General features: G+C 55.3%; 21 protein-coding genes. 7 read left to right on the top strand and 14 right to left on the bottom strand.

Going from position 1 to position 20830, the window contains the following annotated elements; all coding sequences use genetic code 11:
- The first annotated feature begins 14 nt into the window (after positions 1–14).
- Together E2H98_RS07590 and E2H98_RS07595 are read left to right on the top strand one after the other, a co-directional pair.
- A complete protein-coding gene (locus E2H98_RS07590; RefSeq protein ID WP_133588310.1) occupies positions 15–1841 on the top strand; it encodes a protein-disulfide reductase DsbD in 1827 nt (608 codons plus the stop codon).
- A 106-nt stretch (positions 1842–1947) separates the two neighbouring features.
- Entirely contained in the window at positions 1948–3078 is a 1131-nt protein-coding gene (locus tag E2H98_RS07595; RefSeq protein WP_133588308.1) for a GGDEF domain-containing protein, read from the top strand.
- A gap of 16 nt (positions 3079–3094) precedes the next feature.
- Here E2H98_RS07595 and E2H98_RS07600 read toward each other — a convergent pair whose 3' ends face one another.
- The 8 genes from E2H98_RS07600 to E2H98_RS07635 all read right to left on the bottom strand — a co-directional run bounded on the left by E2H98_RS07600 (position 3095) and on the right by E2H98_RS07635 (position 9223).
- The gene (locus E2H98_RS07600) at positions 3095–4270 is read right to left on the bottom strand and encodes a CaiB/BaiF CoA transferase family protein (RefSeq protein WP_133588306.1); all 1176 of its coding nucleotides are present in this window, start codon (positions 4268–4270) and stop codon (positions 3095–3097) included.
- 63 nt (positions 4271–4333) lie between these two features.
- Positions 4334–5113 carry an IS4 family transposase gene (locus tag E2H98_RS07605; protein ID WP_232475474.1) on the bottom strand — a complete coding sequence of 260 codons (780 nt, stop codon included), beginning with the start codon at positions 5111–5113 and terminating at the stop codon, positions 4334–4336.
- Entirely contained in the window at positions 5092–5508 is a 417-nt protein-coding gene (locus E2H98_RS07610; RefSeq protein ID WP_157591250.1) for a hypothetical protein, read from the bottom strand. Before E2H98_RS07610 ends, E2H98_RS07605 begins: the two co-directional genes overlap by 22 nt.
- A 122-nt stretch (positions 5509–5630) precedes the next feature.
- Positions 5631–5960, bottom strand: coding sequence for a PilZ domain-containing protein (locus E2H98_RS07615; RefSeq protein ID WP_133588302.1), 330 nt, complete (start codon positions 5958–5960; stop codon positions 5631–5633).
- Positions 5957–7687, bottom strand: coding sequence for a DUF1631 family protein (locus tag E2H98_RS07620; protein WP_133588300.1), 1731 nt, complete (start codon positions 7685–7687; stop codon positions 5957–5959). The genes E2H98_RS07615 and E2H98_RS07620 overlap by 4 nt, the downstream gene beginning before the upstream one ends.
- A 35-nt stretch (positions 7688–7722) precedes the next feature.
- Positions 7723–8190, bottom strand: a complete 468-nt coding sequence (locus tag E2H98_RS07625) for an EVE domain-containing protein (RefSeq protein WP_133588298.1) — start codon at positions 8188–8190, stop codon at positions 7723–7725.
- A gap of 89 nt (positions 8191–8279) precedes the next feature.
- On the bottom strand, positions 8280–8846 hold the full coding sequence (locus E2H98_RS07630) for a DNA-3-methyladenine glycosylase I (RefSeq protein WP_133588296.1): 567 nt from the start codon (positions 8844–8846) through the stop codon (positions 8280–8282).
- Complete coding sequence (locus tag E2H98_RS07635) at positions 8843–9223, bottom strand: VOC family protein (protein ID WP_133588294.1); 381 nt, start codon at positions 9221–9223, stop codon at positions 8843–8845. Before E2H98_RS07635 ends, E2H98_RS07630 begins: the two co-directional genes overlap by 4 nt.
- A 146-nt stretch (positions 9224–9369) precedes the next feature.
- Here E2H98_RS07635 and glyQ point away from each other — a divergent pair, with 146 nt between their 5' ends.
- A complete protein-coding gene (glyQ, locus tag E2H98_RS07640; protein WP_232475475.1) occupies positions 9370–10296 on the top strand; it encodes a glycine--tRNA ligase subunit alpha in 927 nt (308 codons plus the stop codon).
- An 18-nt stretch (positions 10297–10314) separates the two neighbouring features.
- Positions 10315–12393, top strand: a complete 2079-nt coding sequence (gene glyS / locus E2H98_RS07645) for a glycine--tRNA ligase subunit beta (RefSeq protein WP_133588289.1) — start codon at positions 10315–10317, stop codon at positions 12391–12393.
- Between the two features lie 49 nt (positions 12394–12442).
- Here glyS and E2H98_RS07650 read toward each other — a convergent pair whose 3' ends face one another.
- From E2H98_RS07650 to E2H98_RS07665, 4 genes are all read right to left on the bottom strand, one after another.
- On the bottom strand, positions 12443–12955 hold the full coding sequence (locus E2H98_RS07650) for a hypothetical protein (RefSeq protein WP_133588287.1): 513 nt from the start codon (positions 12953–12955) through the stop codon (positions 12443–12445).
- A gap of 10 nt (positions 12956–12965) precedes the next feature.
- Positions 12966–13424 carry a hypothetical protein gene (locus tag E2H98_RS07655; RefSeq protein WP_133588285.1) on the bottom strand — a complete coding sequence of 153 codons (459 nt, stop codon included), beginning with the start codon at positions 13422–13424 and terminating at the stop codon, positions 12966–12968.
- 258 nt (positions 13425–13682) lie between these two features.
- Positions 13683–14981, bottom strand: coding sequence for a DUF4785 domain-containing protein (locus E2H98_RS07660; protein ID WP_133588283.1), 1299 nt, complete (start codon positions 14979–14981; stop codon positions 13683–13685).
- A gap of 11 nt (positions 14982–14992) precedes the next feature.
- Positions 14993–15841: a hypothetical protein gene (locus E2H98_RS07665; protein ID WP_133588281.1), complete on the bottom strand. Its 849-nt coding sequence runs from the start codon at positions 15839–15841 to the stop codon at positions 14993–14995.
- A gap of 471 nt (positions 15842–16312) precedes the next feature.
- Between E2H98_RS07665 and putP the strand changes: the two genes are divergently transcribed.
- Both putP and E2H98_RS07675 read left to right on the top strand, forming a co-directional pair.
- The gene (gene putP, locus E2H98_RS07670; protein WP_133588279.1) at positions 16313–17815 is read left to right on the top strand and encodes a sodium/proline symporter PutP; all 1503 of its coding nucleotides are present in this window, start codon (positions 16313–16315) and stop codon (positions 17813–17815) included.
- Between the two features lie 29 nt (positions 17816–17844).
- Positions 17845–18531, top strand: a complete 687-nt coding sequence (locus E2H98_RS07675) for a DUF2461 domain-containing protein (RefSeq protein ID WP_133588277.1) — start codon at positions 17845–17847, stop codon at positions 18529–18531.
- A 4-nt stretch (positions 18532–18535) separates the two neighbouring features.
- Here E2H98_RS07675 and E2H98_RS07680 read toward each other — a convergent pair whose 3' ends face one another.
- Positions 18536–19459 carry an alpha/beta hydrolase gene (locus E2H98_RS07680; protein WP_133588275.1) on the bottom strand — a complete coding sequence of 308 codons (924 nt, stop codon included), beginning with the start codon at positions 19457–19459 and terminating at the stop codon, positions 18536–18538.
- Between the two features lie 14 nt (positions 19460–19473).
- Positions 19474–20076, bottom strand: a complete 603-nt coding sequence (locus E2H98_RS07685) for a TetR/AcrR family transcriptional regulator (protein WP_133588273.1) — start codon at positions 20074–20076, stop codon at positions 19474–19476.
- Positions 20077–20233: 157 nt separating this feature from the next.
- Between E2H98_RS07685 and E2H98_RS07690 the strand changes: the two genes are divergently transcribed.
- The gene (locus E2H98_RS07690; protein WP_133588271.1) at positions 20234–20812 is read left to right on the top strand and encodes a hypothetical protein; all 579 of its coding nucleotides are present in this window, start codon (positions 20234–20236) and stop codon (positions 20810–20812) included.
- The last annotated feature ends 18 nt before the right edge of the window (positions 20813–20830 follow it).

Below are 20830 nucleotides of genomic sequence, written 5' to 3' on the forward strand. Positions count from 1 at the left end.
GAGTTGTACCCGACATGATCAAACACCTGCTGCTGGGCCTCGGCCTGGTTTTGGCCAGCCTGACTCAGGCTTCTTCGGTTTCCGATGCGCTGCGCGCCGCCGCCACTGACAACGAACAGGAAGAAGAATTTCTGCGCGTTGACGAAGCCTTTCAAGGCAGCGTCGCGCGCATCGATGACAAGCTGTTGATCCGCTATCAAATCGCGCCGAAATACTATCTGTACCGCGATCAGTTCCGGCTGGAAATTGTCGATGGCGCCGTCGGCAAACCGCAGTTCCCGGAAGGCATTCTGAAACACGATGAATTCCTCGGCGAACAGATCGTCTATTTCAATTTTGTCGAATTCAGTGTGCCGATTGAACGCGCACAAATGCCCTTCACATTGAATATCACGTTCCAGGGTTGCGCCGAAGCGGGGCTGTGCTACCCGCCAACGACGCGCGAATTTGTCGTCGATAGCGGCGCCCCAGTCGGCAACGCGGCGACCGCCAGCGATATCGAAAATAGCGACGTCAAGAATGCCGGCGTCAAAAGCAGCGAAACCGAATTGGCCGAGCGCCTCGGCGGTGACGATTTGTTATGGCAAATGCTGTTGTTTTTCGGTCTTGGCATTGGCTTGACGTTCACCCCCTGCGTGCTGCCGATGGTGCCGATTGTCGCCAGCATTATCGGTGCCAGCGGCCAAAAGCTCTCGACCGGGCGTGCATTTACCTTGAGTTTTGTTTATGTCCAGGCGGTTGCCATTGTTTACGCCGCGCTTGGCCTGGCGGTATCGAGCGCCGGCGCCGCACTGACCGGTTACTTGCAATCACCGTGGGTAATCATTCCAGCCATTGTCGTGTTTGTCGCGCTGGCGTTTTCGATGTTCGGTGCTTACGAATTGCAACTGCCTTCGTCATTGCAAGAAAAGCTGATGGGCGCCAGCAATCAGCAACAAGGCGGCAGCTTGCTCGGCGCAGCGGTTATGGGTGCGCTGTCGGCGCTGATCGTTTCGCCCTGCGTCAGCGCACCACTGACTGGCGCGCTCGTTTATATCGCCCAGAGTGGCGACCTGCTGAAAGGCGCGTTGACGTTGTATGCACTCGGCCTTGGCATGGGCATGCCGCTGATGTTGGTTGGCATGGGCGGCGCCAAATTGCTGCCGAAAGCCGGTGCCTGGATGGAGCAAGTCAAATACGCGTTCGGCTTTATGCTGATTGGCGTCGCGGTGGTGCTGGTGAATCGTTTGATCCCGGCCGAGTTCGGTTTGCTGAGCTGGGGTTTGTTCGTACTCGCCGTTGCCGCCTGGCTTGGCCAGTTATCGATTCAGAGTGCCTGGCAGTTCTGGATTCAGGGCCTGCGTATCGCGCTGCTGGTTTATGGCGTGGTGCTGATTATCGGCGCCAGCGCCGGCCAAACCAATCCGCTGAAACCGCTGCCGAATTTCGCCGCCAGTGCCAGCGCAGGTGGTGCAACGAAAACCGTCGATGCCCATGCCGGTTTCAAACTGATTAAAACCGTGGCCGATTTGGAGCGGGAGATCGCTGATGCCAACGCCGAAGGCAAAACCGTCATGCTCGATTTTTTTGCCGACTGGTGCGTCGCCTGCTTTGAGTTTGCTGATTACACTTTTCCGGACTCGGCTGTGCAGCAGGCGCTCGCCAATACCGTGCTGCTGCAGGCCGACGTCACGGCCAATGACGCCGCCGATCGCGAGCTGATGGCGCGCTACGATATTCTCGGGCTGCCAAGCATTCTGTTTTTCAACGAGCAAGGCGAGGAGCTGCGCGCGGCGCGGGTCACCGGCTTTATGAAGGCCGAGCCGTTCGCTCGGCATATCAACGACTTGCACAATCGTTAGAGAAGCATCCAACCAGGCGCCACTCCGGCGCCTTTTTTATTGCCATTGTGCACAAAATCAGCAATTAGCTTCTACGCTTAGAAGGCGCTATAGAAGCTGTTGGCCGATGACGACGAACTCGACAAACGACACCGCACGATTGAATCAGTCGCAGTTGCTGCGTGAGCGGCGGGTGCTGATGGCGGCCGGCGTCTATCTTTTCTGCTGGGTCGTGGTCGCGGTGCTGAACCTGCGCGAACACATCCATATTTCCTGGACGTTGATGAGTGCACTCGGCGCCACAGCACTGCTGATCAATATCAGCTTTGTTCAGGCCATCCGCCGGCAGTACAACCTGCGCTTCGAGGACCCAAGCCTGACCCAGCCGCAGATGGCCATCGCAACGCTCTGGGGGTTGCCGCTGCTCTATTACGCGGTCAATGTCCGCGCCGAAGGCATGATGGTGTTCTTCTGCATTTTCGCGTTCGGTATGTTCCGGCTGAACCGGCGCCAATTGCTGCAACAGGCCGGTTTGATAGCGCTGCTCTATGTCGCCATGCTGGTATTTGAGTCATACACCCGCCAGCAGCCGATTGCCGCCCAAGAATGGATGCGGCTTTCGTTCCTGATGATGACGCTTATCGTCATCGCCTTTCTTGGCGGCGAAATCTATGACATGCGCCAGAAACTGCATAGCCGGCATCTGGCATTGGCGCGCGCCAATCAATTGATTTCACGGCAGGCCACACACGATGCGCTGACCGGTCTGCATAATCGCCACTTTCTGATGGATGCGATGCTGCGCGAAGAAGCCCGGCATAAGCGCCACGGCGGTCATTTATCGGTGGTCATTTGCGATCTCGATCATTTCAAATTGCTCAATGATCGCTACGGTCATCTGGTTGGCGATGAAGTCCTGCGCGAAGCAGCGCAATGCCTGCAGGAAACCCTGCGCCGCACCGACTTGGTCAGCATGGCCGACGATCATGTGCTGGCCCGTTTCGGCGGCGAGGAGTTCGTCATGCTGCTGCCGGAAACGCCGCTGGAAGGCGCACGCATCTGCGCCGAACGACTGCGCAAGGCCTTGAATGAATTGCAGCTGAAAACGCTGCCGGCCGGCAGCCGTATCACCGCCTCATTCGGCGTGGCCGAAATTCGCCCCGGCGAGCACACCAGCGAAATGCTGCAACGTGCCGATGATGCGCTCTACGAAGCGAAAGCGGCCGGCCGCAATGATGTGAGGGTGGCGCTGGTCTAGTGCTGAGCTGGCGGCTTCAGTCCGACAACCAATCCTGCACAATCTGCTGGCGATGCTGGTCCAGGGTAGGCGCGCCACGCTGATCGTCGATGGCATGTCGGTTTAGCTTGATTGGACTGCGCAGCTGACGATAGCCGGTGTCACCGATTTGCGTTTCGCCGAACATCTGCCGCGCCAGCAATTGTTTATCGGCCATCACTTCATCGATCGATTGCACCGGCCCGGCCGGCACACCCGCTGCGCTGAACGCGTTCAACCAATGCGCTCTCGGTTGCAAATGAAACAGCGATTGCATGGCCGGGATCAGCATCTGCCGGTGTTCGACCCGACCAGCATTGCTGGTAAAACGCCGGTCATCAGCCAGCGCTTCGGCGCCAAGCAACGCGCAGCATTTGCGGAACTGGCTGTCATTGCCAACGGCCAGCATCAACGGTGCATCGCTGGCCTGAAACACCTGGTACGGCACGATATTCGGGTGCGCCGAGCCCTGCGGTGTCGCGATCTGATTGCCGACCAGATAATTCATCGCCTGATTGGCCAGCATCGCCGCCTGCACGTCGAGCAAAGCCAGATCAATGTATTCCCCTTCGCCGCTAACCGCGCGCCGGTACAGCGCTGCGCAAATACTGGTTGCCGCGTACATGCCGGTCATCAAATCGGCCACCGCGACACCGACCTTGACCGGTTCGCCACCGGCCTCGCCGGTAATGCTCATCAAACCGCCACGCGCTTGAATCATCGCGTCGTAACCGGCCTGCGCGGCATCCGGACCGGTTTGGCCGAAACCGGTGATCGAGCAGTAAATCAGCGACGGGTTAATCGCCGACAGGCGTGGGTAATCCAAACGGAATTTCTGCAAACCACCGACCCGGAAATTCTCGATCATGACATCGGCTTTCGCAGCCAGCTTTTGCACCAGAGCCAGATCATCAGCGTCGGTAAAATCGACCGCCAGCGAGCGCTTGCCGCGATTGCAGCTTAAAAAGTACGCGGCGGTGCGCTCAGCCGTGCTATCACTACTGGCCTCAACAAACGGTGGCCCCCAGTGCCGGGTATCGTCGCCGCCTTGGCGTTGTTCGAGCTTGACGACATCGGCGCCCAAGTCGGCCAGCGTCTGGCTGGCCCAGGGCCCGGCCAGAATCCGGCTCAAATCCAGCACCCGAATACCGCTCAATAATCCCGCAGTCGTCAACCCGTTCTCCTTAAATCACAACCCAAAGTAGGTCCGGATAAATCCTGAGGGATCCCCACGAATTTATGCATATTCGACCTTCGTCATATCCTGTAATGCTTGTCGCATAAGGGCAAGACGGAAGGTAAATCTGTTGCGCACGACGTTCCATCCCAGTTTCAGCACCGAGAGCACGCGCCGTTTCGTCTCGGTGTTGGCTTGGTAGTCTTTCTGCATTTGCTGCGATTCGGCGTAACGACCGATCACCGTCAAGGTAAACAACGCCACCGCCGCCACGATTAACAGGTTTTCGATCTTGTGCCTCAGATAACTGCGCATTTCCTCGAAGCGCCACCCCAAATGGGATTTGGTGTCGCGGAAGCTTTCTTCGATTTTCATCCGCTGTTTATAGATGGCCACTATCTCCTGACTGCTCAAGTCGGACAGCGAGTCTGAGCTGGCCAACACCCAGGGTTCCTTTGCCCGCCGCTTCGCTTTCAGCACATTGGCATCCCGGCTGACAGCACGGTGCCGGTGTCGTTTGCTGTCGGTCGATTTGCTTTTATACAGGTGCAACGTACAACGGTGAGGATGGGTTTTGGCAAGCCGCACATCGCCAATCCGGCGCGCTATTGCCGTGGCGGTTTCATGCAAGGTCTGACAGGCTTGCCAGTCCTTGTCCAACCGCTTTTGGTAGCAAACTTGGCCTCGGATTCGGGCCACCCAATGCCAACCGTGCTTTTCAATCGCTTTGAACCAAGGATTGCGAAAGCCGGCATCCATGACCAGAATGGGCACACTTCCCGCTGGCAGGATCTGAGCCAGGTTTGCCAGCACCGTTTTCATGGTCTTGGCTTTGTCCATGCGCCCGCGCCTGTACACTTCTTCATAAATGGCGAGCGCGCGTCCTTTTTGAGTGCCGCCACCCGTAATACGTATTGCTCACTACCGGGATGCACTTGACTCCAGTCCAGCAGCAACAGCGGTCGAGTTTGCGTGCCTGGCAGGAAATGAGCAAGCCATGCATAGAGCGGCGTCCGCTCGCTGTGCAGATGGCGGTTATCCATCAGCCGGTCGACCGTTTTGATCGCGTGCTTGACCGAACCGCCGTTGGCCAAGCGCCGCCCGAGCGCTGCGATACCCACGACCCGATAGAGGCAAGACGTCGCCACCACGGCACTCAAAATCGCGCGCCGCGCACTGTGCATCCGCGGTAGCCAATCACTCAGCCAATCGTTTACCATCTTTCGCACAAACACGATTGCTCTCTCCGATTCCGTTTGGTTTCGTCACCGGATCTGATCGGCTGCAATCGTGTTTGTTCCATAATCCCTTGAATTTTTTCGGCTTTTCGTGGGGATTCCTCAGGATTTATCCGGACCTACGCAAATCGCTGTTGCCATAACAGCACATCGCTGTTCTGATTATTCAGCACCTGAAATCCAATGCGATATAAACCGTCATCACGATTACACCAGCGAACTTCGGCAGTTAGCAAATACGGTTTCTCACCCGGCACTTCGACCAACACATCAAGCACAACACCAACCGCCAATTCATATTGGCTACTGGCATTGATGCCTTGGGCAGAAATATTGTTGGTGTCGGCATGCAGCACGACGCCGTGAGCCAGGCCCATTTCGGCGCCGTGCTGAACCTGGATATGAATCCGATCTTCGGCGCTCTCGCGAGTTTCGCTGCGCTGGTTCATTCGCCGTCCTCCTCTTGCAAAAACTGCCGGCGTTCGGCGATCAAGCCTTTCAGCGCACTATCAAGCGCGGAACCCGACTCCATGATTTTCAGCTTTTCCTCTAATAGCAATTTGGCCAAAGCATCCAGATCCAGCTCCGCGAGTTTTTTGCCTTGCCGATCGACAAATACATTCAGCGACTTTTCGGCATCGACCATCGCCAGATAGCAGGGCCGGGAAACACCACGATTATCCGGCAATTGCACCAATGCACCGCTGCGCAATTGCGAAACGATTTGCCGAGCTTTTTGCAATTGTTCTTGCCGTTTTTGTTCGGCTTGTTGGGTGGCGATGCGCGTTGCCCGGGCGCTGGCGTCGGCTTGTTTGCGCTGCTCAATGCTGGCGGCAATTTCCGCTTCACGTTGCTGACGTCGCTTATTTTTTTGCTTGACCAACAGATTTTCGTTGTGCTGGATTAATGCATGAATCAGCGGTGACAATTCCATCTGTAAAAAATCAAAAACGTGATGTTCCTGGCACGGCGTCAGCTCACCATTTTCGCGATGCCGATGCCACTGGCCATGATTGGTGGCCAGCACCAATTGCCCACCAAAATCGGCTAGCAAAATTTCATCCTGGCTGTGATCGACTTCGATCACTCGGGCTCGCTCGGGTTTATCCGGCATGTTGACGATGATGGTTTGGCCTAGCACCGGGCCGTCGTCGCTATAAGCAGGTGCTGAACGCTTGTCTTCCTCGGCAGACTCATCTTCTTCTGGCCACTCACCAAGTGGCAGTCCGGCATCCGGCATATTGCGGGCGCGGCCTTTCAGAATCGTCGTCAGTTCTTGCGTGAAGCCGAGCGCGATACCGGGCGGCAAATGAATCTGGTTCAGCGCTTCAGTAATGCGAGTCAGCAATGGCGCCAGCACACTTTTCTGCTTGGCTTTGAGTTCTTCGGTGCTGGCGAAGCTGCTCAGGTGCACCATCAATTCTATGTCTTTTAAACCTTGTTGCCAGTGCGCATCGTTCATACCGAAACGCAGGTACACGGTGTACAGGTATTTGCGCCAGTGCTGGTCAAGAAAGTCGATGATGACAGCGGACACTGGTTGGCCGAGCACGGCATGACGAATGGCGCGACTTACCGCGGAATGCGCATGCGTGGTACGGGACTGCTGGCTGCGTTGTTCAAGCAGACGTTTGTCGGCCTCCAGTTGTTGCTCGCGCACTTGCTGCAACAAATCGAGTACCGACTTCAGTGCCGGAATGCTGGTTTCCAGATCGTTATTCTTCAGCGTTTGCTGCGCCAAGGCTTGCAGGCGGTTATGCAAGTGCTGGGAAAATTGACGCGCCGCCTTGCTGCCGCTTGGGCAGTAGCTGCGCCCCATTTGCACCAATTGTTCGAGAATCAGTCGCAGTGGATGCCGCGACACTTGCCACACCGCCCAGTCGCGCAATCCGCTGGCGGCAAAGGTCAGCCACATCGGCGACAAGGCTTTTTGCAACGCTGGATTCAGATGGCCATAGCGCTCGACCTGATGGCCGAGCAACAGCCCCAGACGCAGGGCGTAATCAAAACGGGTTTGCGGCTCCGGCAACTGCTGCAACCATTCGCCTGGCGTCGCCAGCATCGGATGATTGAGTAGATCGAGCCAGGTTTTCGGTGCCTGTAGCGCCGCTACCGACGTATGCAGACGCTGGTCCAGCTGGTTCAGATGCTCGAATTGCTCGGCCAGCGTCTGCATAGGGACTTCTTACCCGCGTGGCGGCGCTGAACCGCTCAGCGCTCTAACTTCAAAATATACTGCCAGTGCGCCTTGTCAACGGGCATGATTGAAAGCCGGTTGCCACGGGCCAGTAAACGCATATCGGCCAAGGCCTCGTGTTGCTTGAGTTCGTCGAGCGAAATGAAGCGCTTCAGGTGGCGGACGTATTTGAAATCACGCAGTACCCAGCGTGGGTTGTCCTGTGGAGAGCTGGCATCGAAATACTTGGAGCCACTGTTGAACTGGCTGGGGTCCGGGTAGGGCTCCGAGGCCACTTCAGCAATGCCGGCGATGCCGGGCGGGGTGGCGTTGGAGTGATAGAAAAACACCTGGTCGCCGATTTGCATCTCGTCGCGCATGAAATTGCGGGCCTGATAATTGCGCACGCCGTCCCAGGCGGTGCTCTGATTCTTGGCTTTTTTCAGGTCGTCGATACTGAACACATCCGGTTCGGATTTGATCAGCCAGTAGCACTTGCTCAAGGCGGGTCTCCGGTGCAGAAATTGAGGTGCGCTAGTGTAGCAACATCGGATTCCGCGCCTTCAGCGATTTCTTGGCAAGCGACCTTCGCTTATTTCGGCGCCCGCCAGCAGCTTTGGATATGGTCGTTGACCATGCCGGTGGCCTGCATGAACGCGTAACAAATGGTCGAGCCGACAAAGCGAAAACCACGTTTTTTCAGCGCTTTCGACATCGCATCCGACTCTGCTGTCGTCGCCGGCACCGAGCGCATCGTTTTCGGTCGGTTCAGGCGCGGCTCACCGCCGACGAAATCCCAGAGAAAATCGGCAAAATCGGTGTTTTCCTGCAAAGTAAAATATGCCCTGGCATTGTCCCGTATTGCATGAATTTTCAGCCGGTGACGAATGATGCCGGCGTCTTCCAGCTTTTTGTCCAATTGCGAGTCGCTGAGCATGATGATTTTTGCCGGCTCGAAATTACAGAACTGCTGGCGGTAGCGCTCACGTTTGCGCAGCACCGTGATCCACGACAGCCCGGCCTGCTGGCCTTCCAGGCACAGCATTTCAAACAACAGCCGGTGATCACGCACCGGCACACCCCACTCCTCGTCATGGTAGCGCTGATACAGCGGGTCTTCGCCGCACCACGGGCAGCGGTTTAGCTTGGCTTTGCTCATGCGTTGGTATTCGGAAAATGCGGGTTTTGAATCAGACCGAGAAAATTGCCGAACGGGTCTTTTAGCCTAGAGACGAGAATATCGCCCCCCACGTCACTGGGTGCCTCCAATTCCGTGGCGCCGAGTGCCAGCAGCGCTTTGTGGGTTTGCGCAATGTTCTCCACGCCCCAAACCGGCATCGAACCGGTGGTCTGCTCCATTGCTTCGCCGGTCTCTTTCGGCAACAGGCCCAGCTCGTAACCGGCGATATTGAAACCGATGTAGAACGGTTCTTCAAAATACGGCTTTATGTTAAAGGCACGGCTATACCAATCTTTCGCTTCTGCCATGCGCTCCGCTGGAATCGAATACAAGGCGGTCATCAGGGCTTTGAACATTCGTCCTCTCCATTCTTCCAAAGTCGTCGCCAAGGCATTTAACCATGCCGCTACTGACACCGTTACGGCAAGTTATTTGCTGTGGTAGCCCGATCCCGGTCGGTGGCCGCTATAATGCGCGACTTTGTCGATTGTGGAAGCACACTGTGGCCATCGGAACCGATCAAACCCGTACCTTTCAAGGACTGATTCTGACTCTGCAGCAATACTGGGCCGAGCAGGGCTGCGTCATCCTGCAGCCGCTGGATATGGAAGTCGGTGCCGGCACCTTCCATCCGGCCACGTTCCTGCGTGCCATTGGCCCGGAGCCGTGGAGTGCCGCCTATGTGCAACCTTCGCGCCGCCCGGCCGACGGCCGTTATGGCGAAAACCCGAACCGCTTACAGCATTACTACCAGTATCAGGTGGTGATCAAACCGTCGCCGAAAAATATCCAGGAGCTGTACCTCGGCTCGCTGAAAGAACTCGGCATCGATGTGCTCGAACACGATATCCGCTTTGTTGAAGACAACTGGGAATCACCGACACTCGGCGCCTGGGGCCTCGGCTGGGAAGTCTGGCTGAACGGTATGGAAGTGACGCAGTTCACCTACTTCCAGCAAGTCGGCGGTTTGGAGTGCAAGCCGGTCATGGGTGAAATCACTTATGGCCTGGAGCGTCTGGCGATGTACCTGCAAGGCGTTGATAACGTCTACGACCTGACCTGGACCGACGGTCCACTCGGCAAAATCACCTACGGCGATGTCTTCCACCAAAACGAAGTCGAACAATCGACCTACAACTTCGAGCACGCCGACACCGCCTCGCTTTTCCAGTGGTTCGATAATTGCGAAAAAGAAGCGCTGCGTCTGATTGAATTGAAGCTGCCGCTGCCGGCATACGAACAAGCGATGAAAGCCTCGCACACGTTCAACCTGCTCGATGCCCGCAAAGCGATTTCGGTCACCGAACGTCAGCGTTTCATTTTGCGTGTACGCACACTGACCCGGACCATTGCCGAGGCCTATTTCGCGTCGCGCGAAGCGCTCGGTTTCCCGATGGTGCAAAGCGTTACCGCCAATCAAGCCGAATAACAACGGAAGACTTAACTTATGCAAACCCAGGATTTTCTGATTGAAATCGGCACCGAAGAATTACCGGCCAAAGCCCTAGGCGGTTTGATTGAATCGCTGGCAGCGAGTTTGAGTGCATCGCTGAGCAAAGCCGAAATCACTCACGGTGAAGTGAAAACGTTTTCTACGCCACGTCGTCTGGCCGTATTAATTCATGCCGTAGCCACTGAACAACCGGCAAAAAACGTTGAACGTCGCGGCCCGGCTTTGCAAGCCGCCTTTGATGCCAGCGGTAATCCTTCGCCCGCAGCACAGGGTTTTGCCCGCTCCTGCGGTGTCAGTGTCGAACAACTCGACAAACTGGAAACCGACAAAGGCAGTTGGCTGGTTTACCAGCAACAGCAACCAGCGGTGCCGACTTCGCAATTGTTGCCGGCGATGATCAATGAAGCGGTCAATCAATTGCCGATCGCGAAACCAATGCGTTGGGCCGATCAACCGTTTGCGTTTCTGCGGCCGGTGCACTGGCTGATGGTGCTGTTCGGCAAAGAGATTGTGCCGATGCAATTGTTCGGTTGCAAAAGCGATCGCATTTCCTATGGTCATCGCTTTCAGTCACCGGGCTCAATTCGCATCGACGAACCGGCGGCGTATCAGGAAACCTTGCGCAAGGTTGGCGAAGTCATTGTCGATGTCGAAGAGCGCAAGAATCTGATTGTCGAGCAAACGAAAAATCTGGCGCACGAAGTCGGCGGCAAAGCCGTGATCGAGCCAGCCTTGCTGAGCGAAGTGGTGAATCTTGTTGAATGGCCGGTCGCTTTGCGCGGCACCTTTGAAGAGCGCTTCCTGGATGTGCCGCAGGAGTGCCTGATTTCGACGATGGCGGACAACCAACGCTATTTCCATATCGTTGATGGCAAGGGCAAGCTGAAGCCCTACTTCATCACCATTTGCAACATCGAAAGCCGCAATCCGGAATCGGTGACGCTAGGCAATGAAAAAGTCATTCGTCCGCGTTTTTCCGATGCCGAATTCTTTTTCAATGCCGACAAGAAAATGCGACTCTGCGATCGCCGCGCTGGTCTTGCCAATGTCGTGTTCCAGCAAAAGCTCGGCACGCTGGCCGACAAATCGGCACGCATCGCTGAGCTGGCCGGCCAGATCGCCGGTGCCATCGACGCCGATGAAAACAAAGCCTTCCGCGCTGGTGAACTCTGCAAGGCCGATTTGCTGTCGGCGATGGTCAATGAGTTTCCGGAATTGCAGGGCATCATGGGCGAGTATTACGCCCGTCACGATGGTGAAGACAGCGAAACCGCACAAGCGATTCGTGAACATTATCTGCCGCGTTTTGCCGGCGATGAGTTGCCGGTCACCCGCCCCGGTTTGGCACTGGCCATTGCCGACCGCGTCGATACCCTGGTTGGCATTTTCGGTATCGGTCAGGCACCGACCGGCGCCAAAGATCCGTTTGCGTTACGCCGTGCGGCCATCGGTTTGCTGCGCTTATGCGTTGAATCGGAAATCACGCTGGATTTAAAAGAAGTGATCAGCTGGAGCATGCGCCTGCTCGGCGAGCGGGTGACGCATCCGAACACCGAAACCGAAGTGCTGGAATTTATTCTGGCCCGTTTCCGCGCCCAGTATCAGGAAGAAGGTGTCGCCGCAGAAATCATCAACGCGGTCATGGCCGTAAACCCGACCAGCCCGCTGGATTTCGATCGCCGGGTGCGTGCTGTCAGCCATTTTGTCGCGTTGCCGGAAAGCGAAGCACTGGCGGCTGCCAACAAACGGGTGCGCAATATTCTGAGCAAATCGGAAATCGACGTCGCAGCGCTGGACGTCAAGGAAGGCGCGCTGCTGGAAAAAGCCGAGCAGGATTTGTGGCGTGCGCTCAGTGCCGCACGCAAAGAAGCATTGGCGCTGCTGGTCAGCAACGACTATACCGCCGTGCTGATTCGTCTGGCCTCGCTGCGCACGACCATTGATGCGTTCTTCGATAACGTGATGGTCAACACGCCGCATGAAGAAGTACGCAACAATCGCTTGGCACTGCTGCACTCATTGCAGCAATTGTTCTTAAGTGTCGCTGATATTTCGCAACTACCAAGTCAGTAAGAAAAGTAAAAAGGCGTCCCGAACTGGACGCCTTTTTACTTTGACGGTCTCAACCTTCGCTTTCAGCCGCGCTATCTGAGTCGTTTGCCTCCGGAGCCAACTCCGGCGAACGGCGCGGCGCCTTACCGGTGGACTCCATATATCGTTGCAGGGCATCGTATCGTGCCAGCTGTTCAATATGTTTCAGTATCGCTTTGCGCAAATTATTTCGCCAACGGTCCATGTCGTCTTCGTCAACCGGACATGATTTCGGCCATTTCCCATTGCGTTTTCCACAATCGGTCGACACATCACTGATCCGGACGAAAGTGATTTGCCGGTTATCGAAACCAATGCGCAAAAGCACCTGGTTTGCCGGCTTGTCCAGCAAGGCCTCGATATAGTTGTCCGTCTCGGCATGAATTACCCAGCCATGCTTGTTCATGCCGGCCACGATCACGGCACGGGCATCCACTACATAGTGCGCCAACGGAATCGGATCATCGAAACGGGTTAGACGGCTGTCAGCAAACACCGAAAGCGATCCGCCAATGGCAAGCATCAGCAACAAAACTCTTTTCACGACAAACTCCTTATTGATTCAGTTCAGCGAGTTGCTTGATGATGGATTTGCGTAAACGGGCGACAAAATTGTAGTAATGACGATGGTTGTCGTAGCAGTAGTCCCCGACCAGATTCTCACAGTGAAAATCATCAAAACCGTGATGAAACTTAATCTGAACATAGCGCTCGTCGTACTCCACTTTGACCAGCAAGGTATTGCCTTTGATGTCATTGCGAGCAATCACATAGCCCTGCCCTTCTTCTTCCATGGTCCAGCGAGCACCGGTTTTTCCATCCATGCTGTAGAGAATCGCGAGACGCGCTGCATGTCGATTACCGCCGCCGTTTTCAATCGCTTCGTGGGCAGCACGAATCTGACTTTCGCGGCTGCGATCTCCAGGCGCGATGGATGCGTCGAACGCGAACGGGGTCAACTCCGCGGCTGAAACCGAAGCCCCCCACAATACCCCTACTATTACTGCCTTCACTGCACGCTTCCTTTTCCATATGATTGAAACGGTCGGCAGTATACGCGTTTTCCCGCGCTTGACCATCGACGAACTGGCAGCCTATTGATAGCGAAAAAAGGGACTGTGGTATTACGCGAATGGGCGCAAACCCGCTGGCGTATTGTCGGTTACCAAAGACAGCACAAACTGATTGTTTGTGCGAGAGAGAAAGCCTGAGCTCAATATCGATTCACGCCTGTGCCGAAAAGGACATTTCGGCACAGGCGTTCTGATTTGTTAACGCGTTAGTCGCTGGCTGATCAACTGGCCAACAGCACGTTGTTGCAAACCGAGCATTTGGGTTTGATCCAGCAAGTTTAACTGCTCAAGCTGAATCGCTCCTGATATGCCCTGACGACGTAGCTGCGCTTTATCCAATTGCAAGGTGATCGTGCGCTTTCCCGGTTCCAGCCATTGTGCGGTACTCAGCAACTGCACCGGAAACAACTGACCATCAATGTTCTGGCTGGCGGTGGCACGCAATTCGAAACGCCCGGCTTGATGCACAGTCACCGGCACGTCGATGAACAGCGTGTTGCTGCGAGGTTTGCTGCGATAGTTAAAGCTGCCTTGCCACTCGGCACTCTTGGCGCCATAGGCAAACGCGGTGCGGATATGGCGCTCAACACTCAGGCCATTCACTTCGCCACGCACTTTCCATTCCAGTTGCCACAATCCCGGCGCATACGACAAGGGATAATCAATCGCTTCGTTGATTTGCCACTGTCCACTTTTGCCTTGCACGCTCAATGGAATACGGCGACCGTCCGGTGCCAGCAAACTGAGTTCGGCTGAGGCGGCGTTGGTCGACACTTTTTGTGCACCGGACTTTTGATCGAACTGCTGTAAGGCTGCATCGGCATTCAGCACACTGCCGGCCAAGATGCTGGTTTTTTGTTGACCGGCATTCAGCGTGAACGGACTTTCCGGCTCGAATACATGCACGAGGTAAGCCGCGTTGCGATCCAGTGTTTTTTCCGCCTGCAACTGCAGCGCGCCGTAACCGATATCGTTTTTCAGCTTGAATGCCAAGGCGCCAGGCGTCAGCAAGGGATCGTCATTGCCTTGCGCTTTCATCATCTTGGCACTGGCGCTGGCCAAGGCCTTCATCGATTGATCACGGACACCAATTTTCAGGCTGCTCGGCTCGATGATTTTCGCTTTGCCCAAACCATCAATACCGCTGACGCGCACGACAGCACCGGGCGCGGTGGTTTTCAAGGTGATGCCGGATTGCAATTCAGCTCCGCTGACTTGTAGCCAATATTCGCGGCTTTCAAAACGATGCGCCGGTGCTTGTTCGAAACTCTGCATGTAATCGTTGATCGGCAGGCTGACCGCGACACGCTGTTTGCTGACGTTTTGCCAATCGGCACGCGCTGTTTCACGTAGCGGTGCCCGTTCAATGCTTTGCTCAAAGCGTGGCCCGGTCGGTTCCAGATCGCGCATCCGATACTGGCGATCGATATCCGCGAACACACCCGCGCTCAGTGATGCCGTCAACATCGTTACGGCGATTTTTTTCATCGTATTCATGTTGGCGTTCCTCACAGGTTGTTGCGCAGCTGGGTATCAAGACCAAAGCACTTGCGACGACTTTGGTTATGCGACAGGGGTTCGCGACCGGCCATGCGGTCCTTGTCGTTGAACCAGAGCGTGCCGGCACCGCGCTGCGAGCTGCAATTCAGGAAGCCATCGGAACAACTGTTCAACCAGTTTTGGGTGAATTCCAGCCCGACGTTTTCGGTGTAACCACCGCAGTAGCTGTCGCTATCCCAAATGGCCGAATCGACGTCAGTACCGACGACATTCAAGAACGGTTTCGGTAATGGTGGCCGACCAGCGGTGCCAAGCAACCATTCGGCGTTGTAACTTGCCATCCACGACACCTGTTGTTGGCGCACGGCGTCGGATTTGAAACCAAGTAACCAGCCGACCGAACTTTCAAACACATTGCCGTTGATCACGGCATCCGCCAAAGGTGTACCGAGACTCGAAGGTGCCAATGCAATGACCTTGTGCACTTTGCTGATGATGTTCGGGTAACGGCTGTCCCAGGTTGGATTACTCAGTATCCAGCGCATGACATTGCCGCCGTTCGAATGGGTAATCACCGTCAGCTGAGTGATGCCTTTGCTGCTGATGAAACTGCTCAACTGCCCGGCGAGACATCCAGCGGCCTCATTGGTCCACATGTATTTGGAAAAGTCGCAGTTGACGACGACATAGCGACTGGAATCCGGCAAACCGGAACGGACAGAATTGATCATGTCCGATTTCCAGTAATCCCAGGCATCACTGCGGTGATCGCCGGTACCGTGAACAAAGGCAACCCCTTTGTTGGCCCAGGCATTGGCGCCGCATAGCAACGCCAGCAATAGCAAATACTTGTGCATAGCACTCCCTCCGTTTGTTTTTTGACAGCGATATGCTTGCGAGACAACAAAGGAATTCCGTCACGGTCGTCCGGGCGACGGAAAAGTGAAATGGCGTGAGATGTTGTTATTTTTCTCGATAACCGCGGGATCGGTTACTTGCCGACAACTTCGAATGCTTTGGTACCGAGCTACATCAGTCACGGCGATGCGGGCTCAGACCGCGGCATTTGCTTCGCAAGAGTCGTCGAACACTGATCGGTGCTCCGACGACCGATCAGATCAATAGCACAGGGATTTTCAATTACCAGATTTTTTCACCGCCATTGTCAGAGGTCCGATGATACAGCGCAGCAATTGCGGCGGCGCAACACGCATATCAGTGAGCTTTTGAATCACAATTCGAACAAGAAGAACCGGGCCGCATTTGCCGCAGCGCTGCTTGTTCGCTTTAGAATGGCCGACCTCTCGTCCCTGACAACAACGATAACCATGGATTTTTCCAACCCAACCCATCTGACTTTTCTGATTTATATCGTCGGCATGATCGCCATTGGCTTTTTCGCCTGGCGTTACACCAATAATCTGTCCGATTACATTCTCGGCGGCCGCAGCCTCGGCAGCTTTGTCACCGCGATGAGTGCCGGCGCTTCCGACATGAGCGGCTGGCTGTTGATGGGTTTGCCCGGCGCCATTTTCGCTGCCGGCTATTCAGAAGCCTGGATTGTCATCGGCCTGATCATTGGTGCCTGGTTGAACTGGTATCTGGTCGCGGCACGTCTACGCGTTTACACCGAGATTGCCGAGAACGCGCTGACCTTGCCGGATTTTTTCACACGCCGTTTTGAAGATTCCAGCCGCCTGCTGCGTGTGATTTCGGCCACCGTCATTCTGATTTTTTTCACGATTTATTGCGCCAGCGGCATGGTTGCCGGTGCCCGTCTGTTTGAACAAACCTTCAGCATGAGTTACGAACTGGCACTGTGGGCCGGCGCCGCCGCGACGATTATTTATGTGTTCATTGGCGGCTTCCTGGCCGTCAGTTGGACCGACACGGTGCAAGGCACGATGATGTTTTTTGCGCTGTTGCTGACACCGCTGTTTGTCATGAGCGCCGTCGGCGGTGTTGATCAAGCCTTCGCGCAAATTGAAAGCGTAGGCAGCCATTATCTTGATCCGTTTTATCAACAATCGTTGATTGGCATTGCTTCGCTGATGGCCTGGGGTCTGGGCTATTTTGGCCAGCCGCATATTCTAGCGCGCTTCATGGCGGCCAGTTCCGTTAAAGCGATACCAAACGCCCGCCGCATTGGCATGGCCTGGATGATTCTGTGCTTGTTCGGCGCCATCGCTGTGGGTTTTTTCGGCATCGCTTATTTTGCCGCGCACCCCGAACATGCGGCTCCGGTGGCCGCCAATCGCGAAACCGTGTTTATCACGCTGGCGCAAGTGCTATTCAATCCTTGGGTTGCTGGCGTGTTGTTGAGTGCGATTCTGGCCGCGGTCATGAGCACGCTTTCCTGCCAATTACTGGTTTGTTCTTCGGCATTGACCGAAGATTTCTACAAAGCCTTTGTTCGCCCAGCTGCGAGTCAAACCGAACTCGTCTGGTTTGGCCGTGCCATGGTGTTGCTGGTTGCAGTAGTCGCGATTGCCATTGCTTCAAACCCGGATTCACGCGTGCTCGGTTTGGTCGGTTACGCTTGGGCCGGTTTTGGTTCGGCATTCGGACCGGTTGTGATGTTGTCGCTGCTTTGGTCCGGCATGACCCGCAATGGCGCCCTCGCCGGCATGATTGTTGGCGCCGCCACCGTCATTGTCTGGCACAACGGCCAGTGGTTTGGTGCCGAAGCCGGGCCGCTGTTTGGCCTGTACGAAATGATTCCTGGCTTTGCCTTTGCGACACTGGCAATTGTGCTGTTCAGTCGCATGGGCCAGAAGCCGAGCAACGCTATGCACGCGCAGTTTGAAAAAATGCAACAGCAATTGCATTGATATCAAGTACCGGCGCAGGAGCGAAGAACATGAGCGAAAAATTCTTCTCACCGGCAACGTTCGCGTTCCTGCGTCAGTTGCAAACGCATAATGAAAGAAAATGGTTTGAGACGCACAAAGACGAATATGAGCAACGCGTTCGCGAACCAGCATTGGCATTCATCAGCGCGATGCAACAGCCGATGCTGCAGGTCAGCAAAGCCTTTGATGTTGTGCCGAAGAAAGTCGGCGGCTCATTGATGCGGGTTTACCGCGACACTCGTTTTGCTACTGATAAGACACCTTACAAAACCAATGTCGGCATCCAGCTCCGTCATCAGGCTGGTAAAGATGTGCATGCGCCGGGCTTTTACATTCATTTGAGTCCGGATGAATGTTTTCTCGGTGTCGGCATCTGGCGCCCGGATGCGCCGGCCTTGAAGCAAATTCGCGCCTATATCGCCGACAATCCGAATGCCTGGAGCAACGCGATTGGCGGCAAGAATTTCCGCCGCTGGTTTGCGTTAACCGGCGACAGCTTGCAACGGATGCCGCGTGGCTATGATGAAAACCATCCGCATGCCGAAGACTTGAAACGAAAAGATTTTATCGCCGTGCATAACTTCAGCGAAGCGCAAGCCTGTCGCGGCAATTTTCCCGAGTTCTGTCAGCAGCGTTTTCTCGCAGCGCAGGAGTTCATTCACACGCTTTGCGATGCGTTGGAGTTGCCGTTTTAAATGCTTACTGGCCAATAAATTGAATCGCCTGTTCGATAATCGCCGGTTCACGAATGATGCGCCGATGCCCAAGCTGAGTGGTAGCAACGAACTTGGCGTCCGGCCAATTTTCGGCAATGGCAAATCCGGCTTGCACGGGCACTTCCTTGTCATGCTGATCGTGAATGACCAGCGCCTTGCTGCGCAAATTTCTGGCGTAAAAACCGGCGTCCAGTGATGCCAGTTCCACACCCAGTTTCTGTTGCCAGTGCTGATGCAAGCGCTGACGCAATGTCTCGCTTACACCCAATGCCTGACAAAGCAATGCGGTGTAATCGCTGACCCGCACCGGCGGTGCAATCAGTACCGATTTTTGTACCGACAAGCCTTCGTTCATTGCCATGATCAGCGAGGGACCACCGAACGAATGCGTGATGGCGGCATCGATACCACCGTAGCCACGCGCGACGACGTCAATGGCTCGTGCGAACTGAAACAACGATGACCAACGGCCATGACTGGCGCCATGTCCCGGTGCATCAAGCGCGATGACCTCAAACCCTTGCTGCAGCAACGTCGGCACGAATGCATGAAATTGACCAGCCCGCCCTTCCCATCCATGCATCAACAGCACACGGGCGAACGAAGGTTTTTCTGGCCGCCAGCGATAGGCGGCAATGGCTTTGCCGTTCCAGTCCGCCACCGGCAGGCCGTGAGTGAAAAACCGGCGACGCTCGGCTTGCGCCAATAGCAATTTTTCTTCGGCTGGCGGTGAATGTCGCGATGGCTGCGCAAACAGCTTGTTCAACCAGCGCAATGCCAGTCCCGGCGCCAGCTGTTCCAGCGCACGAAATGACTGTTGGATCGGCTTCGGCGCCATGCGCGCCGGCTCGATTGAGCGAACGTTCGTGCTTTTATCTGGTGAAAGAATAGCTTCTTCGGTATTCATGGTAAACCTCGAGATCAGGAGGATTTCAGGGGAGGATGACGGAGCAGACGCTCCAAACCGCGCTGGGCCTGACTGGCGGCAGATGATTCGGCCATCAGCCGCCGGTCGTGATGGCAGGCCAGTACCAGCGAAAACAACTCAAAGGCCAATTGCTCGACATCGGTATCGGTGGGTAAATCGCCATGCTTGATCGCGCTTTGCACCAGCTGCATCAACGACTGCCGCCACTGCCGCTGCTGTTCGCTGACATAGTCACGGATGGCGCCAGGCCGGTCGTCAAATTCCGCCGCTGCGGCAATAAACAGACATCCGCCAGCTTGTTCATCCAACGCCGAATAGCGTAGCCATAACTCAAATACCTTCTGGATACGGGCGGTGCCACGACTGCTGGTTATGGCTGGCTGCAACACATGAGCAATGAAATCGTCAGCGGCCTGCTTCAGCACGGCGAGCTGCAGCTCTTCTTTCGAGCCGAAGTGAGCAAACACTCCGGACTTGGACATCGCCAAATCACCGGCTAACTGCCCAATCGTCAGTCCTTCCAGACCGGCAGAACGGGCTTTTCCGTAAGCGCACTGGAGAATATGCCGTCTAGTCTCTTCGCCTTTGCTGAGCATGGATTTTCAGAAATGATTAAAGTTTGGCCATAATAGCACGACCGTTCGTAAGCTACAAGATTGAATTGGTGTACAAAAAATGCATTGAATTAGGCGTTCAAAGTACTACGATGACTTCCGCGCTACTCAGCCCGTTCCAAAGGAAAGGAGAAGTTCCATGAAACATTGCGTACAGCAACCCATCATAGCAGCGCTTGCGTTGCTCGCTTCCGTTACGGTATGCGCTGATACCGTCGCCTACTCTGACGGTGAATTGACACAAAGAATCGATGTGGTCAGTTGCGATTTTGGTGAAGGCTGTATCAAGAAGCTCGTAACTCACGGCAGCCAATCATTTGTATATAACTTCACCAGCTTTGAACAACTGGAAGCCCGGCTGGCCTCATTTGCCTTGGAGACCACGGTTTATGATGCAACTTGGGACCAACCTTTGGAGACCGACGCCCTTATCAAGGTTAATGGTAACGTTGTTGCGGGAGAGAAATTCCGCCGTGAATGCGTGTCTTGCAAGAAGCGCCGGCGTAAAGACCCGAGGGGTACAGCTACATCGGTCTATAGCATGGCCAAACAAGGTGACGTTATAGAAGTCGTTTTCCAGCCGGTTTCCGCACCGGTTGACTCAAACTCGTTCACAATCAACATTAAACGCTACGAAAACGAACAGTTGCTGAGCTCACAATCGAAAGCGTGGTATCCAGGTCTTGGCGGCGCCTCGGGTGAAACGATCGAAAATTGAACACCTTAAAACCCGAAA

Source organism: Permianibacter aggregans, assembly GCF_009756665.1.
GTDB classification, from domain to species: domain Bacteria; phylum Pseudomonadota; class Gammaproteobacteria; order Enterobacterales; family Permianibacteraceae; genus Permianibacter; species Permianibacter aggregans.

Bases quoted from the DNA above. Each gene is read 5' to 3' on its own strand.
- E2H98_RS07680 (WP_133588275.1), bottom strand. From the start codon at position 19,459: ATGAATACCGAAGAAGCTATTCTTTCACCAGATAAAAGCACGAACGTT.
- E2H98_RS07685 (WP_133588273.1), bottom strand. From the start codon at position 20,076: ATGCTCAGCAAAGGCGAAGAGACTAGACGGCATATTCTCCAGTGCGCT.
- E2H98_RS07620 (WP_133588300.1), bottom strand. From the start codon at position 7,687: ATGCAGACGCTGGCCGAGCAATTCGAGCATCTGAACCAGCTGGACCAG.
- E2H98_RS07595 (WP_133588308.1), top strand. From the start codon at position 1,948: ATGACGACGAACTCGACAAACGACACCGCACGATTGAATCAGTCGCAG.
- E2H98_RS07675 (WP_133588277.1), top strand. From the start codon at position 17,845: ATGAGCGAAAAATTCTTCTCACCGGCAACGTTCGCGTTCCTGCGTCAG.
- putP (WP_133588279.1), top strand. From the start codon at position 16,313: ATGGATTTTTCCAACCCAACCCATCTGACTTTTCTGATTTATATCGTC.
- E2H98_RS07690 (WP_133588271.1), top strand. From the start codon at position 20,234: ATGAAACATTGCGTACAGCAACCCATCATAGCAGCGCTTGCGTTGCTC.
- E2H98_RS07590 (WP_133588310.1), top strand. From the start codon at position 15: ATGATCAAACACCTGCTGCTGGGCCTCGGCCTGGTTTTGGCCAGCCTG.
- E2H98_RS07665 (WP_133588281.1), bottom strand. From the start codon at position 15,841: ATGCACAAGTATTTGCTATTGCTGGCGTTGCTATGCGGCGCCAATGCC.
- E2H98_RS07630 (WP_133588296.1), bottom strand. From the start codon at position 8,846: ATGAGCAAAGCCAAGCTAAACCGCTGCCCGTGGTGCGGCGAAGACCCG.
- E2H98_RS07615 (WP_133588302.1), bottom strand. From the start codon at position 5,960: ATGAACCAGCGCAGCGAAACTCGCGAGAGCGCCGAAGATCGGATTCAT.
- E2H98_RS07660 (WP_133588283.1), bottom strand. From the start codon at position 14,981: ATGAATACGATGAAAAAAATCGCCGTAACGATGTTGACGGCATCACTG.
- glyS (WP_133588289.1), top strand. From the start codon at position 10,315: ATGCAAACCCAGGATTTTCTGATTGAAATCGGCACCGAAGAATTACCG.
- E2H98_RS07635 (WP_133588294.1), bottom strand. From the start codon at position 9,223: ATGTTCAAAGCCCTGATGACCGCCTTGTATTCGATTCCAGCGGAGCGC.
- E2H98_RS07605 (WP_232475474.1), bottom strand. From the start codon at position 5,113: ATGGACAAAGCCAAGACCATGAAAACGGTGCTGGCAAACCTGGCTCAG.